The following is an 18319-nucleotide window of genomic DNA, read 5'->3' on the forward strand; positions in this document are numbered from 1 at the left end:
AAGAAAGTAGGGTAAAAATCAAAGACGTTCACCCTACGCAAGCTAACTCAAGGTCGCTTTTATAAATATAAATGTATAAAAAATATTTGGAAGTTAACACAGAATCTAAAGCCGAATAATGAACGTTATAGAATTAAGCATGCTTCCTTCATCTGAGCTCAGGAGTAAGGCCGCTCCTATTGAATGAGCCAAAAGTTAACAGTCTACGTTTGTCATTCTGAACGAAATGAAATGAAGTGAAGAATCTCATAGGAAAGACTACAAAACGAGATTCTTCCTTCGTCAGAATGACATTTACCAACAAAAAAAGCCGTATCAAGATGACACGGCTTTCGGTTAATTAAAGGTTTAATTTATTTATCCAAATGCTTCGGAGTAAATCCGTCTTCATTCAGTTCTCTGTGTACGTAATCAGCTTTCATTTCAGCTTCGTAGTCTACTTTCTTATGTTGTCCCATTCTTCTTAAAAGAGAGTCAAATAATGAATATACTACCGGCACAATGATCAGGGTAAGGAATAGTGACGATGTCAGACCACCGATTACTACCCATGCAAGACCTTTGTTCATCTCTGCTCCGGCACCTGTTGCCAATGCGATCGGTAACATACCGAAGATCATCGCAATGGTGGTCATCAGGATCGGACGAAGACGTGCGTGGTTCGCCTGTACCAGGGCATCATGAGTATTGGCACCAGCTGCTTTTCTTGCATTCGTAAAGTCAACGATAAGGATCGCATTCTTCGCTACCAGACCAATCAACATAATCATACCCAACATGGTGAAAATGTTCAGCGAGTTGGCTGTTAAGGCAAGGATAACCATTACCCCGATCATCGCCAACGGGATTGAGAACAATACCACGAAAGGATACACGAAACTGTCATATAGTGAAACCATTACCAGGTATACCAATACGATAGCGGCCAATAATGCAATTCCTAACGTACCGAAACCTTCCTGCTGGTTCTCCATATCTCCACTCCAGATATAATCTACACCTACAGGTTTTTTATCGCTGTTCATGAACTGGTTTGCCCATTCATTCGCTACGTCCCCTACCGGTCTACCAACAGCTTTCGCTCTTACTTTTACAGAAGGAGATTTATCTCTACGTTCAAGCAAACTCGGTCCTGAACCCATTTCCACATTAGCAAACTGACTTAAACGAACCTGCTGCCCCTGAGGGTTTGTAAACATAAGGTTTTTAACGTCATCAATAGATTGTCTGTTCACATCACCGAAACGGATATTAATATCATATTCATATTCTCCCGCTCTGAATTTTCCGTCTGTATTTCCGTTGAATGCGGTCTGCATCGTCTGTCCTACACTTGAAAGATTCAGGCCTAAAGCTGCCATTTTATCTCTGTCGATACTTACCTGAACTTCAGGGCTACCTGTATCGGTTGATAATTCGGCGTCTACTGCTCCAGGAACTTTTTTCAATAGCTCAAGGATTCTTGTTGCTTCTTTCACTGCTGTAGCGTTATCCGGTCCTGTTACTACCATTTCAATAGGAGCATTTTCCGCACCCATGATACCGATTGGAGCCGTTTTAAACTCAACTCCTGTAAATTTCTCTTCCAGCTGTCTTTTTATTTTTGCAGCTTTGATGTTGGTACTTTCAGAACGTTCAGACTTATCAGTTAAGTTCACCTGAACCTCAGATTGGTAAGTAGTTGCCTGAGCACCACCAAAACCAGTAGACTGTTGTCCGACTGTTGTGATAAGATCTACAACATCTTTATCATTTCTTAAGAATTTCTCAACTTCTAACGTTAACTGGTTTGTCTTCTCAACGGTTGCATCTTTTGACAATTCCATTTGTACCAGGAACTGGCCACGGTCGATTGGTGGGAAGAACTCTCCTCCGATAAACCCGAATGCTACCAGCATGAATGAACTGATTAAAACAATGAATGTGATTACCACTGTTGAAATTCTTCTTAACGTCGTTTTCAGACACCATTCAAGGATTCCTGTGATCCAGTGTGTAAACTTGTCTATTAATCCTTCAAACCAAAGAATGAATTTCTCGAACCAGTTTTTCCCTGTTAAATGTTCCAGTTTACCGAATCTTGATGATAACCAAGGAATAATGGTAAATGAAGCCAATAATGATAACAAGGTGGCAATAACTACCGTGACGCAGAACTGGGCAAGGATGTTGGCTACAAGACCTGAACTCATCGCGATCGGTAAGAATACCACTACAATTACCAGGGTAATTGCCGCAACAGTAAATCCGATTTCTGAAGCTCCATCATACGCTGCTCTGATCTTACTTTTACCCATCTCCATGTGACGGTAAATGTTTTCCAGTACTACAATCGCGTCATCCACCAGGATCCCTACCACAAGTGAAAGTCCAAGTAAACTCATTAAGTTCAAAGTATATCCCATCAGGTTCATTCCGATGAACGCTGCCACCAATGAAGCCGGGATAGAAACCATTACGATGAATGCGTTTCTGATACTGTGAAGGAATAGTAACATTACAATTGCCACGAGGATAATCGCTAAGAATAAGTCGAAAATAACGTGGTTGGCTGATTCAAGGGTAAATTCTGTCGTATCGTTTACGATTTTTACTTTTACTCCCTGAACTTTATAGGCTTCTTCTACTGTTTTGATGGTCTTCTGAACACTTTCAGATACGGCAACGGCATTCGCGTCAGATTGTTTTTTAACCTGCATCAAAATCGTAGGGAACTGATTGAATCTCGCTACTTTTTCAACATCCTTCTGAGAGTCGAAAACGGTTGCAATATCAGATAAACGTACCTGAGCTCCGTTTTTATTGGAAACAACAAGGTTGTTCATTTCCTCCGTAGATTTATACTTTCCTGAAAGTCTGATCGTAGATTTTGTAGTTCTCGTTTTCAAACTTCCTGTAGGGAAATCTAAGTTTGATGAAAGAATTGCCTGTTGTACGTCTCCAATGGAAAGTCCGTACCCCTGTAATTTTTTCTCATCAAGATTTACCTGAATTTCTCTCTCCTGTCCACCTACAAGGTCAACCTGAGCCACACCGTTTACACGGGAGAAAATAGGTTCAATCTTTTTATCCAATAAATCATAAAGGTCCTTACTGTTCAGTTTATCCGATGAAATACTCATGGTGATAATCGGTAAATCATCTAAGGAGAATTTATTCAGAGACGGCGCCTTCACATCTTCCGGAAGGTCTGCCAGAATCGCATTTACTTTTCTCTGCGCATCATTTAAAGCGTAATCTACATCGGCTCCATCATTCAGCTGAACCATGATTACGGATAAGCTTTCGTATGAAGAAGATTCTACTTTTTTTACGTTTTCCAAAGAACCTACGGCATCTTCAATTTTTCGGGTTACGGAGGTTTCCACCTCTGCAGGCGAAGCTCCCGGATATACCGTAGAAATGGTTACCATATTGGTTTCAAACTTCGGAATCAATTCGTACCCCATGAGTGTATAACTCAGGATACCTCCCAACGTGAGAATTGTAAATAATACAATTACCAGCGAGGGTCTTTTGATCGATATTTCTGCTAACTTCATAGATCTGCTACTTTACAATGTTCACTTTAGATCCGTTGTCCAGGTTGATCTGTCCACTGGTTACCACCTGCTCTCCTCCATTCAATCCACTTAAAATCTGAACTTTATCTCCGTAAACTTTTCCGATGGTTACTTTGATCAATTTAGCAACACCATTCTGGACAATGAATAATTGTCCAGAGCTTACTCCGTTAACAAAGGCCTCTGCAGGAACGGTCAGCATATTCTGAGTTTCTGCGCCGTTGTTTGTACTGAATTTAGCTGTTGCATACATACCAGCCTTAAGGTTTCCTCTGTTTTGTACTTCGATTTCAACTGGGAAATTCAGAGAAGCATCACTTTTAGGAGCGATGAAAGTAATTCTCCCTACGAAAGAGTCTTCCGGAAGAACATTTACTTTAATCGGAACTTCCTGACCTAACTGGATTTTTCCGATCTGGCTTTCATCTACCAAAACAGAAAGCTTCAGACTGTTGATATTAACGATTTCAAACATCGATGTTCCCGGAGAAACCACCGTTCCGGGTTCAACCATTTTCTTGTTGATAGTACCGCTGATTCCAGCACGGATGCTTGTATCATTTACTTTCACACCTTGAGCTCTTACTGCAGCCTGAGCATTTTTCAGCTGTAGTCTTGAGTTATCAAGCTGTTGTTTTGTAACTCCGCCTGTTTTATATGCGTTCTCATAGCGTTGGTTATCAATAATAGCATTCTGAAGATTGTTCTGAGCCTGGGTAACATCCACTTCGATAGCATCTTTTTTAATCGTTGCCAAAACCTGTCCTGCTCCTACCCTTGAACCTTCTTTTACCAGAACGCTTACAATACGTCCTGATATTTCAGAAGACTGGTTCATTTCCTGCTTAGGAATAAAAGTTCCGTTGGCTGAGTAGTCGGTATCAATATTTTCCCTTGTAACGGTTACAATATTAACATTGATTTTATCTACCTGCTTGGCAACTTCTTTTACTTCCTGAGTCTGTTTTTCTTTGTTTCCGGCAATCTTGTAAGCGGCTAAACCAACCAGTACAGCTGCTACGATGATATATATTAAAGTTTTTTTCATTTTAGTTTATTATAAGTTTTGTAGTGTGTTTAGTTCACCCTTAGCTTTTATCAGCTTGATCTCTGCCTGTTTATAATCCAGCAATGCATTAGAATAGTTCTGTTTTGCCTGCGTAAGAGCATTTTCAGAATCCAGCACTTCTGTAAGTGTTGCCAGCCCATATTGGTAGTTTGACTGGGTATTTTTCTGAACTCTTTCTGCCAATCCTACATTATCTTTCATGCTTTCGAGATTGATCAATGCATTTTCCATATTGGTAACGGCATTTTTATAATCTAAACTTAAGCTCAGCTGAGTGTTTTCAATATCAACATCAAGATCCTGAATATCAATTTCTGCCTGATTGATTTTCGCTTTGGTAGCTCCACCCGTGAAAATAGGAATATTGACATTCAAACCAATTGCTGAAAAATCGCTCCAGAGAACGCCTTTACTAAGGCCATTGGTCAATGGGAATTTGGCTCCGTTGGCTCCCCATCCGTAGTTCGCTGTTAGATTTACTGATGGATAAAGATAAGCTTCAGTCGCTTTTTTATTGAAAACCAAAAGTTCCCTGTTTTTATTTAAAACTTTAAGCTCCGTACGATCATTAAGATTTACGTTGCTCGCAATCAATTCAGGTTTTGGTTCGATTTCTTTTTCTTCAAGCTCGATGTCTGTAGAAATCGGGATTCCCATATAAAACTTAAGGGCATTTTTTGAAAGCTCCACAGAATTGATTAAAGCCTGCTTGTTGGAACCGATATTGGTAAGCTGAACATTGGTTCTGTCCAAATCGATTGCTTTTGCCAAACCGTTATCAACCAAGCTTTTAATGACATTTCTTACTTTTTCAGTGTTGGCATAGCTGGCTGTTACCGTTTTAAGGTTTTCCTCCTGTACGAACACCTGATAATAAGCTGTTGCAACATTTTCAATAATCTGTTCATTGGTTAACTGAGCATTCAGTACATAAAACTCTCTTGTTGACTTTGCCGCTTTCAGTCCTGTAAATACTCTCTGATCAAATATCGCCTGCTGAAGTTGTACAGAAGCTGTTGAACCCCAAGGCTGCCCAAACTGAGCTCTGATTTTCTCTCCTCCAAATTCCAGCAAAGATTCCTGAATAATCGGATTATAAGTTAAGCCTGCCGTCGCAGTGACCTGAGGAAGGGCACCGGCTCTGGCTTCATCAATCTTGTATTCGGCTTTTTTCACCTGTAAAGCAGCTTTTTTAGCTTCTGCTTTATTTTGAAGTGCCTGTTTAATTGCTTCCTGCAGGGAAACCTGCTGCTGGGCAGACATCAGGGTTGAGCCGAAAATCATAAATGCTGAAGCTATCCCAATTTTTAGCTTTGTAGCAGTTATACGTTTTCTATTCATAATTTTATACTTCGTTTATTTTTTATTTAATTTTCATTCATTATTTATTTCTATTTGACGAATCATTTTCAGAAATACTTTAGTTTTTTTTAGTTTTTGAACAACATATTGATAATAATTTCTTTTCGTTCAGAAATAATCTTATCATATTCTTCATCATTAATTAATAGATTCTCCATGAATAATGGTCTTATAGCACTAGGAAATACCAGTAGCGAAACCATATTCAGAATAAACTGAACGGGTGCCATTTTCTCAATATTTCCCAATTCCATTTCTTTTTCAATATCCTTGTACATATCGTTCAGGATATCTTCCTCAATTTCTCTGTGATGGCAGGTTCCTTTATTGATCTGTGACACGATATACGTTTCCAGATATGGATACTGAAGGCTTGTGGAAAGACTGCTTTCTATAAATTTGCTGATCTTCTCTTTAAAAGGAAGAGCTGAATTCTGAATGATCTTCGATTTTTCCTGTTCTACTCTTTGCGCTTCATCAAAGATGATCTGGATAAGCTTATCTCTTGAACGGAAATAATAATTAATAAGGGTTCTGTTCACTCCTGCTTCATCTGCAATCTCCTGCGTAGTAGCATCAAACTTTCCTTTCACAAAGAATAAATTCTTCGCTGTCTCCTTGATCAATTCCTGTGTTTGGTCTTTTTTTGCTTGATTTGACATTTTTGTTAAACAAATTTGTGCAAATTTATAGTAAAATTTATTTTTGACAAAATTGTTAAACATAAAAATTAAACAAATATGTCATGATATCCATCATGTTTGTGAATGAAAGTTTGTGATTAGTTATTATTTAATGAGAAGTCTATTTTTATATCTTTGCCGCAAAATTAATAACCTGATGAAGGAAATTCTTTCACTGTTCTCACTATTGAGCGCGGTACTTCTATTTTCACAGAAAAAAGTTTCTGAAAACAATTTCTATTATTTTTATGAAAACAAAGGTCAGATTACGGATCAGAACGGGAAGGTAAATCGAGATGTACGATACCTTTTCCATTCAAATGGTCTTAATGTACAGCTTCGAACCAGAGGATTTTCTTACGATATTTACGAAATAAAGAAAACCAGTAATCCTGATTTTTCAAAAAAGGAAAAAAATGCGCTTTCAGTACCAGATCAGTATCATATCCGTGAATATATTTATGAAAAGCTGATTCACAGGGTAGATATTGATCTCGTGAATTCCAATACCCAATCAACAATTACTGCGGAAGGCCGATCTCCGGATTATGATAACTATTATAACCTTCCAGATAATCCAAAAGGCATTAGTAATGTTCACCGATATCAAAAAATCCGCTATAAGAATATATACCCTCATATAGATTTGGTATTCTTTAAACCTAACGATACTTTAAAACCCATCGAATATAATTTCATCATCAATCCTGGTGGAAAAATTTCAGACATACAAATGAAATTTAATGGAGCTCCTACTTTAATAAACAATGGTAGGCTCACCATGAGTGTGCGGTTTGGGGAAATCTATGAAGATATTCCTAACAGCTGGGTTGTCGGAAATACCAAAAAAAATATTGAAGTTTCTTTTAAGGATCTTGGAGACCATACTTTTGGATTTGCCGCTCCTGTAAATACTTCTGACAAGACCATTGTAATAGATCCGGTACCCACAAGAATATGGGGAAGCTATGCAGGAGGATACGGAGAAGATTACGGCAGGATAAAAACAGATCTTCAGAGTAAGGGCTATGTTTTCGGAACCACTACCAGTACCACAAACTTCGCTACTTCCGGGACCTATCAGCAAAATGTTGCCGGCGCTCTTGATGCATTTCTGATGAAACTGACCAAAACCGGGCAGAGGCTTTGGGGAACTTACTATGGTTTCGGAATGAATGACGGATTTGCAGATGTAGATTTTGATGAAAGTTTTAATATTTATGCAGGCGGAACCGTTCAAAGAGCACAATATAATGAAAATATTGTTTTGGTAAAGTTTAATAATAACGGAAGTTTTGCTTTTGAAAAAGAGTTTTCTTCAAGCAGGCAGAATAAACTCTATACTGTTTCCTACAATCAAAATCATGTATACATTGGTGGTGATTCTTTCAGTGCTGACTTTCCGACTGTTAACGCCATGCAGCCTGCAAAATCAACACCGATCGGGTATACAGACGGTATTCTGGCATCTCTGAATTCAACAACAGGGAATGTCGATTGGGCTACTTACTTTGGAAGAAGTGACGGTTCTACTTCCATTTTCCAAATTCTCTCCTCAAGCGATAACCTTGAAATAATTGGAGCAACACAATCTTCTGCAATCCCTATGAGCAATGCTTTTCAACCGTTAAAAGGAGGGGAATCAGACGGACTATACCTTAAGATTTCAAAATCAGGAACTTCAATTCTGAGATCAAGCTATTATGGAAACAGTGGTTCGGAACAGATATGGAAAGCCAGAATTGTAAACAATACTTTAATTCTTCCGGGAAGATATTCAACTACCGCTTTTCCAATGGGACAGCCTGGAATATGGAGGGTAAATTTAACTACGAATGCGATTAGCAAAAGCTATTTTAACTTTACAGGCTCTTTCCAGCTATTGGCATATCCTGATACTAACGGAAATGTTTTTTTTACAGGACTGCATTCCAGCGGGCAGCCCGACATCTCTACTCCGGGTGCCTATATGGGAATGCCCGCAATGTATATTTCTACGTTTTTAATTAAATACAATCAGAATGATGTAAAAGAATGGGGAACCTATTACACAGGAAACGGTGCAACGCAACAGGGAGAGGCGACAAAAGATGATGAAGGTGCCATTTATCTGACAGGCATGTCAAGTGGGAATTCAGCTGGTATTGCAACACCGGGAACCTTTCAACAGTCGCCAGGTGGTGGAAATGATATTTTCATTGCTAAATTTCAGGATTGTACCTCTGCAGCGGTTGTTACTTCTAATTCGCCGGTATGTCCTAATGGGGCAATCCAACTCAACGCTACCGGAGGAACAGTATATAGCTGGACCGGGCCAAATGGCTTCACATCCAATGAGCAAAACCCTACTATTCCAAATGCAACAACAGCTCAGGCAGGATCATATATATGCCAGGTTTCAGGATCAGGTGCTTGTGATGGGACTTTTACAGTAAACGTGATTGTAGGTGATAATGCGGCTCCGGTTCCTGATGTTACTCTGCTGGCAGACATTACAGGAGACTGTCATACAACGGTTACTACTATTCCTACTGCTACTGATAACTGTGCAGGACCAATTACTGCAACAACAACAGATCCTTTATCTTATTCAAACCCCGGAAACTATATTATCCACTGGACTTATAACGACGGAAATGGAAATACCGCTACTCAGAACCAGAATGTAATTGTGACATCAACAGCTCTTCCGACAACGGCTAATACCCAGCAAACATTCTGCGCCACCAATAATCCTAAAATCTCTGACATACAGATCACAGGTCAGAATATAAAATGGTATGATGCGGCAGGAAATATTGTACCTGCAACAACTGTTCTTATCAATGGACAGACCTATTATGCTTCTCAGACTATTAATGGTTGTGAGAGTAATAAAACAGCAGTTCTGGTAACGGTAAATACAACTCCTAAACCGACAGCCAATGTAAATCAGGATTTCTGTGCTTCTGCCAACCCTACTTTAGAAAAACTGATTGTAACGGGAACTGCTCTTAAATTTTATAATGCAGCAGGAAATGTAATTCCAATGTCAACTCCTCTGGTAAGCGGACAAATCTATTATGTAACGCAAACATTAAACAACTGTGAATCTGAAAAACTGGCAATAACAGTAACTCTGTCTACTGATAATGTTCCTGCAAAAGATGTAACACAGGTTTTATGTAATTCAACTACCGCAAATTCAATGACTGTCGATCTTCATTCTTATGAAGCCAGTATTATTAATAATCCGGCCGGTTATATTTTTACCTACACTGATACGGCAGGCAACCCTATTGCCAATCCTTCGGCTTACGTATTGAATACCGGAACAACACTTATTCACGTAAGAGTGGCAACGCCTGACGGATGTTTCAAAGGAGTTCGGTTAAGTCTTACCCTAAATCCAAAACCTTTTGTTCAACTTCCTGATAAGCTTGATTTTTGTGAAGGAAAGTCTGTTGTTCTGGATGCAGGACCAGGATTTATGTCTTATGAATGGAATACCGGAGCAACCACTCAAACAATTACTGTAACGACTCCGGGAACGTATACTGTAAAAGTGGCCAATATTTTCGGTTGTGAAAATACAAGTTCAACTCAGGTAAGCTATTCTGTTTTAGCACATATTGTTTCTGTCAATATCACGAACAATACAGCGACCGTTATTCTTTCTCAGAGCGGAAACTTTGAATTTTCTTTAAATAATTCCACATGGCAGGATTCCAACATTTTCACCAATTTAAGTATGGGAGAATACACCGTTTATGTGAGAACAAAATCCGGATGTATTATCGGACAGAAAAACTTCTCGATATTCAATATTCCCAATGCCATCAGTCCTAACGGAGATGGAATCAATGATGCGTGGAGAATAGCAGGATTGGAAAACTATCCGGGAACAGAGATAAGTTTATATGACAGAAGAGGTGCTGTAATCTACAAAGAGATTATCAGAAATAAACCTTTCCAGTGGGACGGAAGATATGAATCCCATCCTATTTCTACAGGAAATTACTGGTATACCATAAAAGTTTCTGACGGAAGAATCTACAACGGATGGCTTTTGATCAAAAACAGGGAGTAACAAAAAACGGGCAGAAATTTCTGCCCGTTTTTTGTTTTATAATAATTTGATTTTATCGTCTGAGATATCGATGATCTTATCTTTATAAAGTCCTCCGATTGCTTTCTTAAAGTTTTTCTTACTCATCTGAAGCTCATCTTTAATCTCTTCAGGAGAAGATTTATCGGACACATACAAAAGTCCGTAATTTTCTTCCAGTTTGTTCAGAATCTTCTGTTTGAACTCATCAATATTTTCAAAACCTTCCGGCTGCAAAGAAACATCTATTTTACCGTCCTCACGGATAGCTTTGATGTATCCTGTTTCTTCTGAAAATGGATACAGTTTTTTAAAAACATCGGAAGCATAGATCAAACCAATGTATTTTTTGTTGATGATCACATTCCAGCCCAGTTCACTTTCGTTCATCATAATCAGATCTACTTTGTCACCTTTTTTGAACGGAAGATCATCATACTGAGGATTTCTTTTGAACTTCGTAGTACCTGTAATCAGTTCCATATCTTCGTCTACATAGATATAAACCAGATATCTTTTCCCTTCAATGATTTTGGTTTTCTGCTGCTTGTAAGGAATAAATAAATCTTTAATGATTCCCCAGTCCATAAAAGCTCCGCTAGGAAGGCTTTGGACACAGCTCATTACCGCAAATTCACCTACTTCAGCCAAAGGAATTTCAGTGGTTGCTTTTAATTTATCATCATCCTGATATACAAAAACTTCAACTTCTTCACCTGTTTCTTTTTCTTCCTGAATAAAGATTTTAGGCAGAAAAGCCTTCTCACCGGATTCATCTACGAGGATCCATCCTGAATTAATTTTTTCTGAAATTGTTAAAGTTTGAGTTCTTCCGAGTTGCATTGATGATAAAATTAGCTGACAAAGGTACGGAAATTTGAAGATGCTATCCTAGTCAATGCTATTATAATTCTTTAAAGGCCTATCTTCATCTTTTGTAAAGCCTCTGAAACCTTTATATTTGAACAAAAATAATCATGAGAAAATTGATAATCCTACCTCTTATTTTTTTAACGTTTTTTTCAAATGCTCAGCTGCTGGAAAAAACAGCATTGGGTCTTTCCTATCGTTATACCGGAAGAAATGTCCTTCAGGCAGGATTAGAATCAGATTGGGAAATAGTTATGATGGTTCTATTATCCTTGGCCCTTCTTTACTTTATACCCATGTTAATGATAAAGATAAATTTATTCCTGAGATGAATGTCAACATTCTTCGTGCCGGGCTTTTGATCGGAGTCTCTGGTAATCCATATTCATTGGAACCGAGAATAGGTTTTTCCTTATTTAATGCGATATTTCTCAATACAGGATATGCTTTTCCCATTCATAAAGAAAAATATTTTAAAGGGATAACTTTTGGGATCCAGTTCAACATTGCACAAAAACATTCTAAGTTTTATGACCATCTGAAAATGATGTAAACAGTTATTGGTTTATAGATGATTTTTTTTCAAAACCAAGTTTCGTTCTTTATAGCAAAAATCTATAAAAAAGGCTGTCTCCAAAAGAAACAGCCTTTAATTTTAAATATTTAAATGATTAAATCCTTTAATCAGATATTACATATGAATAGGTCTTTTTGCGGTAGCATCCAATGCAGCTTCTTTGATAGCTTCTGCATAGGTTGGGTGAGCGTGAGAACTTCTTGCGATGTCTTCAGCGCTTGCACGGAATTCCATAGCAATTACCCCTTCTGCAATAAGGTCAGCAGCTCTTGCTCCTACGATATGCATTCCTAAAACCTCATCAGTTTTTTCGTCTGCAATAATCTTCACAAGACCATCGATATCACCACTTGCACGGCTTCTACCTAAAGCTCTCATCGGGAAAGATCCTACTTTGTAAGCAACACCTTCTTCTTTCAGCTGCTCTTCAGTTTTACCAACTCCAGCAACTTCCGGCCATGTGTACACAACACCAGGAATCAGGTTATAGTTGATGTGAGGTTTTTGTCCTGCCAATGTTTCAGCAACGAAAACTCCTTCTTCTTCAGCTTTGTGAGCAAGCATAGCTCCTTTGATAACGTCACCGATCGCATAGATATTAGCAACATTAGTCTGCAGGTGATCGTTTACTTTTACTCTTCCTCTTTCGTCAAGCTCAACACCGGCCTTTTCAAGACCAAGACCGTCTGTGTAAGGTTTTCTACCTACAGAAACCAAACAGTAATCTCCTTCTACAACTACTTCTTCACCTTTTTTATCTTTAGCCGTGATCTTTACAGTATCTCCGTTTCTTTCAACTGCAGATACCGCAGTGGAAAGCATAAACTTCATTCCTTGTTTTTTAAGAACTTTAGTCAATTCTTTGCTTAAAGCTCCATCCATTCCAGGGATGATTTTATCCATAAATTCAACAACCGTTACCTGTGCTCCCAGTCTTAGATATACCGAACCTAGTTCAAGACCAATTACTCCACCTCCGATTACTACTAAATGCTTAGGAATTTCTTTAAGGTTTAAAGCTTCCGTAGAAGTAATCACTCTTTCTTTGTCTAAAGAGATGAAAGGCAATGTAGATGGCTTGGAACCTGTTGCAATGATGGTATATTTAGACTCGATCGTTTCAGAAGAACCGTCGTTTTTAGTCACTTTAATCTGAGTAGCAGATTCGAAGCTTCCTACTCCTTCAAAAACAGTAATCTGATTTTTGTTCATCAGGTAGCTGATTCCGTCAGTATTCTGCTTGATCACTTCGTTTTTACGTTCGATCATTCTGGCAATATCCGCTTGCGGCTCGTTGATGATGATTCCGTGACCTGCAAAATTGTGTTTTGCATTTTCGAAATGCTCAGAGCTGTCAAGAAGTGCTTTTGACGGAATACATCCAACGTTAAGACAAGTTCCGCCTAAAGTTGAATATTTTTCAATAATTGCTGTTTTGAAACCTAATTGTGCTGCACGGATAGCAGCAACATAACCACCGGGACCAGAACCTATTACGGTAACATCGAATTGACTCATGTTATTGTATGAATTTGTTTATTATTATCTATCTTAATTCTTACAAATTTACATATAAATTACCAAGCACCAAAGTGAGTTTTATCAATTTTAAAAATGGTAATTATATGCTCCAGTTTAATGAAAAGTATTATTTTATGAATTTTATATTTTCTTCATTGCCTTCCTTCAGATAAATTGCGGTAAATACAAGCGGTTTTTCAGCTGATGCATTATCAAAACGAAGGATTTTTACATTTTTAGGTTCGTAAAAAGCATCTCCTGTATGAAGTACCACTTTCTCATGTCCTTCTATCTGAAAAACGGCTTCTCCGGAATTGATGATTCCCAAAACCGGACAGGGATGCAGATGCTCGGGAGCTCCTTGTCCTGCAGCCATAGTTATTTCCTGAATTTCTGTGGATTTTACTTGCTGATCAAGAGCCGTTTTTAATAACTCTTTTCTGGAGATGGTTTTCTGCTGAGCAATCATAACAACAGAATTCAACATTAAAACAGCGAAAATAAGTGGCTTCATAGATCGGTATTAATTGTAAGAAATCAGTATAGCAAAATTATATATTCAACTTTCCTTGTCCAATGGTTTCCGTACTTTCAAAAAATGAGCCTCCATAGACATACCATTCAAGGCTTTCCAGATATTCTACTGCATTTTCCGGAGTGATGTTGGGACGGTCTTTTTTCGAAACAATTCCTTTATACCATCTTCCTGATCTGGAATAATGCTCATATTCCACAAGGTAATGAATCCAGATTCTCTGGCATAATTTGCACTGTTGGATAGACACTTCTCCATTTCTTCCGTTGGTATGATCGATTCCTAATTCTGAACTTCTGAATTCGGTATAATGGAAATCAGGTTTCTCACAGGCACATCCTAATTTTTGGATTTTATTCATGAATAAAATGGGTTTTCAGATAAAATTTGTAGCCTCAAAAGTAAGAAATTAACAGTCTATAAAGCAAATGGAGTCATTATGGTTTGACCAGATCCAATAAGACCTTTTCATATTTATCCAGAATAATATTTTTTGAGAACCTTGATTTAATGGAATTTTTTACAGCATCCCGATTATAATTGCCCTGAAGGATTCTTACAATCTCCCGGGCAAACCTGTCATGGTTCTCAATATCTGCAATCTCTCCGTTTATATTATGCTGGATAATCTCGTTGATTCCGCCGGGACAGTTATTGGCCAGGGAATAAGTTCCGCAGGCACCAGCTTCCAGAAGAACGTTGGGAAAGCCTTCGTATCGTGAAGAAAGCACAAATAAGTCCGCATATTTAAGATACTGGTAGGGATTTTCCTGTCTGCCATGGAAAATCACTTTTTTTAATCCTAAAAGTTCCCTGGTCTGAAGCAAAAGGTCTTTATCTTTTCCATCTCCCAAAATATGAAGCATAATATTTTCATTTTTAAGCCTTGAAAAAACCTTTAACAGGTTATCAAACCCTTTTCTGGAAGACAGATTTCCAATGGCCACTACATTTTTATAATTGTATTTGAAGCATTCGGGTTTTAAAGACAAGGCCATTTTATCTTCAATGAAATCAAAGTCTACAGGATTATTGATCTTGACAATTTTTTTCTTTTTAATATTAAAATTATCGACAAGATCTTTCATCATATCATCGCTTTGAGCAATAATTTTCTGATAGTTGTTGTAAAAATTATAGAAAAACTTAATCTCTTTGCGGGTTACATGCTGTGTGACAACATTAGTTTCCCTGGCAATAAATTTCGTTCTTGGAAAAAGTTTTATAAACAGGGATAAATAAGCATTCACCTCACCAAAACCTGAAAAGACAATATCCGGTTTTCTTCTGTAGATCTCTCCTAAAATAGGTCTTAATGAATGTCTTATTCTTTCAGTATTGATATCGATAATTTCGACATCTTTTTTCAGAAAATTCAAATATCCGCCCTGCTTACGTAATAGCAAAATCTTAGGCTCAAACCGATCTCTGGAAAGATGATTCGCTATTGTGGTAACAATCCTTTCTGCGCCCCCGGTTTCTAAGTCCGGCAGAATAAATATGACAGATATTTTTTTCATCCTATCAAAGTTACTAAAAAGTTTAGTTATCTTTCAAATATTGTGAGGGTGAAGATCGCCGTTTTCATGGTAATTAACAGAAATTAACTAAGCTTTAAATTTAATTTGATTACTATTCATTATAGAGTTAACACATTACAAAATAAAGTAAGTTCTTCTGCTGAAAAACTTACTTATAATTTATATTCTAAAATGTATTCTCCTTTTAGTTCGCTACGTCACTGATAAATTTAATTCTCAACATTCTCACTTCTTCATCAGAAAGTTCATCCCCGAATTCATCCAGCAATACTTTCATACTGTCGCTTTCAGATTCGTTCATAAATTCCATGAATCCATCTACAATATCTTCATCAAAATTATCTTCAATATAGTAATCAATATTCAGCTTTGTTCCCTGGTAAACGATCCTTTCCATCTCTTTCAGGAGTTCATCCATAGAAAGGTTCTTAGCTCTTGCTATATCTTCAAGATCAATCTTTTTATCAGTACTCTGGATAATGAAAACTTTATGGCTGGATTTATTGGCCACCTGCTTCAATACCATATCCTGGGTACGTTCGATATTATTATCTTCTACGTATGTTTTGATGTAGTCTGCGAATTCTTTACCATATTTTTTGGCCTTTCCTTCCCCTACTCCATAGATTTTGGTAATTTCATCTACCGTAATCGGATACTGAACCGTCATATCTTCCAAACTTGGATCCATAAAGACGGTATATGGTGGAATTCCATGTTTTTTAGCGACTTTCTTTCTTAATTCTTTCAACAGGTTGAAAAGGTTCTGATCCATACCTCCTCCAGCCTGCTGCTGTACCTGATCACTTTCAGCTTTCGCCTGGGTAAGATCAAATTCTCTGTCTTCAGCAATTAAAAAGGTGTCTTTAGATTTGCCATTCAGAACACTTTTTCCTTTCTCTGTAATTTTTAAAACCCCATAGGTTTCAATATCTTTCTGTAAAAAATTCTGAACAGTCGCCTGTCTTAAAATTGTTTTCCAATAGTTATCTTTTTCATCCTTTCCAAAGCCAAAGTGAGAACTTTGTTCAAGCTTATAGGATTTCGTCACTGCATTTTCTTTTCCTGCAATAACGGATATCAGATCTTTTGATTTGAACTTCTCGCCTGTGTCTCTAATCAGCTCCAGGGCCTTTTTTAAATCGGCAGTAGCATCTTTCAATTTTGGAGGATTGGATGAGTTGTCACACATCTTTGCTCCGTCTCCGTTCACAGGATCAAAACTTTCTCCAAAATAGTATAGAATATATTGTCTTCTGCTCATGGAAGTTTCGGCATAGCCTACGACTTCATTCAGAAGCTGTAATCCGATTTCTCTTTCAGAAACGGGTTTCTGAGCCAGGAATTTTTCCAGTTTTTCGATATCCTTAGGATCATAGAATGCCAGGCAGTGGCCTTCTCCTCCGTCTCTTCCAGCTCTTCCTGTTTCCTGGTAATAACTTTCCAGTGATTTCGGGAAGTCGTAATGGATCACAAAACGTACATCCGGCTTATCAATTCCCATCCCGAAGGCAATGGTGGCTACAATAACATCTACCTCTTCCATCAGGAATTTATCCTGATTCGCTACTCTCACTTTCTGGTCAAGACCGGCATGATAAGGCAGAGCGTTGATTCCGTTCACCTGCAGGAGCTGGGCAAATTCTTCCACTTTTCTACGGCTCAGGCAGTATACAATTCCTGATTTTCCTTTATGCTGATTGATAAATTTTACGATTTCCTTATCTACATTGATTTTAGGACATACTTCGTAATAGAGATTAGGACGGTTAAAGCTTTCTTTAAACACCAATGCATTGGTCATTCCTAAAGTTTTCTGGATATCATCCTGAACCTTAGGAGTAGCAGTAGCCGTTAAAGCAATCACCGGTACATTGGCGATTTTGTCTATAATCTGTTTCAGATTTCTGTATTCCGGTCTGAAATCATGTCCCCACTCTGAAATACAGTGAGCCTCGTCGATAGCAAAGAAAGAAATTTTCACTTCTTTCAAAAAATCCAGGTAATCATCTTTAATTAATGATTCAGGAGCTACATACAGAAGCTTGGTTTTGCCGCTTTTGATATCGTCAAAAACCTGTTTGGTCTGCGTTTTGTTTAATGATGAATTCAATACGTGTGCTACCCCATCATCAGATGAAAGGCCGTTCACGGCATCTACCTGATTTTTCATCAACGCTATCAGGGGCGAAACTACTATTGCCGTTCCTTCCGAAATAAGAGCCGGAAGCTGGTAACATAATGATTTTCCGCCACCTGTAGGCATTAAAACAAATATATCCTTCCCATTCAATAGGTTATCTATAATCTGTTCCTGCTGGCCCTTAAATGTAGAAAACCCAAAATACTTTTTCAATTCGCCTGATAAATTGGCTTTTTTTGCGCTCATCTAATTTTCTATTGCTAAATTTGCATCTCACCCAAAGTTATAAAAATTCTGCTTAAAATAAAAGCGAACGAATTTATAAAAAATAAAATTTATATTAAATATTCTTTTTAAAATATAACATT

At 37.8% G+C, this 18319-nt stretch carries 12 protein-coding genes; 2 read left to right on the forward strand and 10 right to left on the reverse strand.

All coding sequences use genetic code 11. The annotated features are described in order from the left end of the window. Positions 1–353 precede the first annotated feature (353 nt). The 4 genes from FFS26_RS16735 to FFS26_RS16750 form a co-directional block, all read right to left on the reverse strand. Positions 354–3542 (reverse strand): efflux RND transporter permease subunit, encoded by a 3189-nt coding sequence (locus FFS26_RS16735; protein ID WP_110010947.1) that lies wholly within the window; start codon positions 3540–3542, stop codon positions 354–356. Positions 3543–3549: 7 nt separating this feature from the next. Continuing rightward, the gene (locus tag FFS26_RS16740; RefSeq protein ID WP_137905617.1) at positions 3550–4611 is read right to left on the reverse strand and encodes an efflux RND transporter periplasmic adaptor subunit; all 1062 of its coding nucleotides are present in this window, start codon (positions 4609–4611) and stop codon (positions 3550–3552) included. A 9-nt stretch (positions 4612–4620) separates the two neighbouring features. Further along, complete coding sequence (locus FFS26_RS16745; protein WP_137905618.1) at positions 4621–5973, reverse strand: TolC family protein; 1353 nt, start codon at positions 5971–5973, stop codon at positions 4621–4623. 89 nt (positions 5974–6062) lie between these two features. After that, positions 6063–6656 carry a TetR/AcrR family transcriptional regulator gene (locus FFS26_RS16750; protein ID WP_062675102.1) on the reverse strand — a complete coding sequence of 198 codons (594 nt, stop codon included), beginning with the start codon at positions 6654–6656 and terminating at the stop codon, positions 6063–6065. 178 nt (positions 6657–6834) lie between these two features. Between FFS26_RS16750 and FFS26_RS16755 the strand changes: the two genes are divergently transcribed. Then, on the forward strand, positions 6835–10746 hold the full coding sequence (locus FFS26_RS16755; protein WP_171006337.1) for a T9SS type B sorting domain-containing protein: 3912 nt from the start codon (positions 6835–6837) through the stop codon (positions 10744–10746). A 36-nt stretch (positions 10747–10782) separates the two neighbouring features. Here the strand turns inward: FFS26_RS16755 and FFS26_RS16760 are convergent, their stop codons facing one another. Then, positions 10783–11607 (reverse strand): S1 RNA-binding domain-containing protein, encoded by an 825-nt coding sequence (locus FFS26_RS16760; RefSeq protein ID WP_137905620.1) that lies wholly within the window; start codon positions 11605–11607, stop codon positions 10783–10785. A gap of 118 nt (positions 11608–11725) precedes the next feature. Here FFS26_RS16760 and FFS26_RS16765 point away from each other — a divergent pair, with 118 nt between their 5' ends. Next, positions 11726–12187: a hypothetical protein gene (locus FFS26_RS16765; protein ID WP_228406547.1), complete on the forward strand. Its 462-nt coding sequence runs from the start codon at positions 11726–11728 to the stop codon at positions 12185–12187. A 138-nt stretch (positions 12188–12325) separates the two neighbouring features. Here FFS26_RS16765 and lpdA read toward each other — a convergent pair whose 3' ends face one another. The 5 genes from lpdA to recQ form a co-directional block, all read right to left on the reverse strand. Then, complete coding sequence (gene lpdA / locus FFS26_RS16770; protein WP_047429636.1) at positions 12326–13729, reverse strand: dihydrolipoyl dehydrogenase; 1404 nt, start codon at positions 13727–13729, stop codon at positions 12326–12328. Between the two features lie 130 nt (positions 13730–13859). Further along, entirely contained in the window at positions 13860–14246 is a 387-nt protein-coding gene (locus FFS26_RS16775) for a cupin domain-containing protein (protein WP_110010952.1), read from the reverse strand. A 37-nt stretch (positions 14247–14283) separates the two neighbouring features. Next, positions 14284–14628 carry a hypothetical protein gene (locus FFS26_RS16780; protein ID WP_137905621.1) on the reverse strand — a complete coding sequence of 115 codons (345 nt, stop codon included), beginning with the start codon at positions 14626–14628 and terminating at the stop codon, positions 14284–14286. A 76-nt stretch (positions 14629–14704) separates the two neighbouring features. After that, positions 14705–15787 (reverse strand): glycosyltransferase, encoded by a 1083-nt coding sequence (locus FFS26_RS16785; RefSeq protein ID WP_110010954.1) that lies wholly within the window; start codon positions 15785–15787, stop codon positions 14705–14707. Positions 15788–15992: 205 nt separating this feature from the next. After that, positions 15993–18197, reverse strand: a complete 2205-nt coding sequence (gene recQ, locus FFS26_RS16790) for a DNA helicase RecQ (protein WP_110010955.1) — start codon at positions 18195–18197, stop codon at positions 15993–15995. Positions 18198–18319: the final 122 nt, after the last annotated feature.

It is taken from the genome of Chryseobacterium sp. 2VB (genome assembly GCF_005503635.1).
Lineage (GTDB): Bacteria > Bacteroidota > Bacteroidia > Flavobacteriales > Weeksellaceae > Chryseobacterium > Chryseobacterium cupriresistens.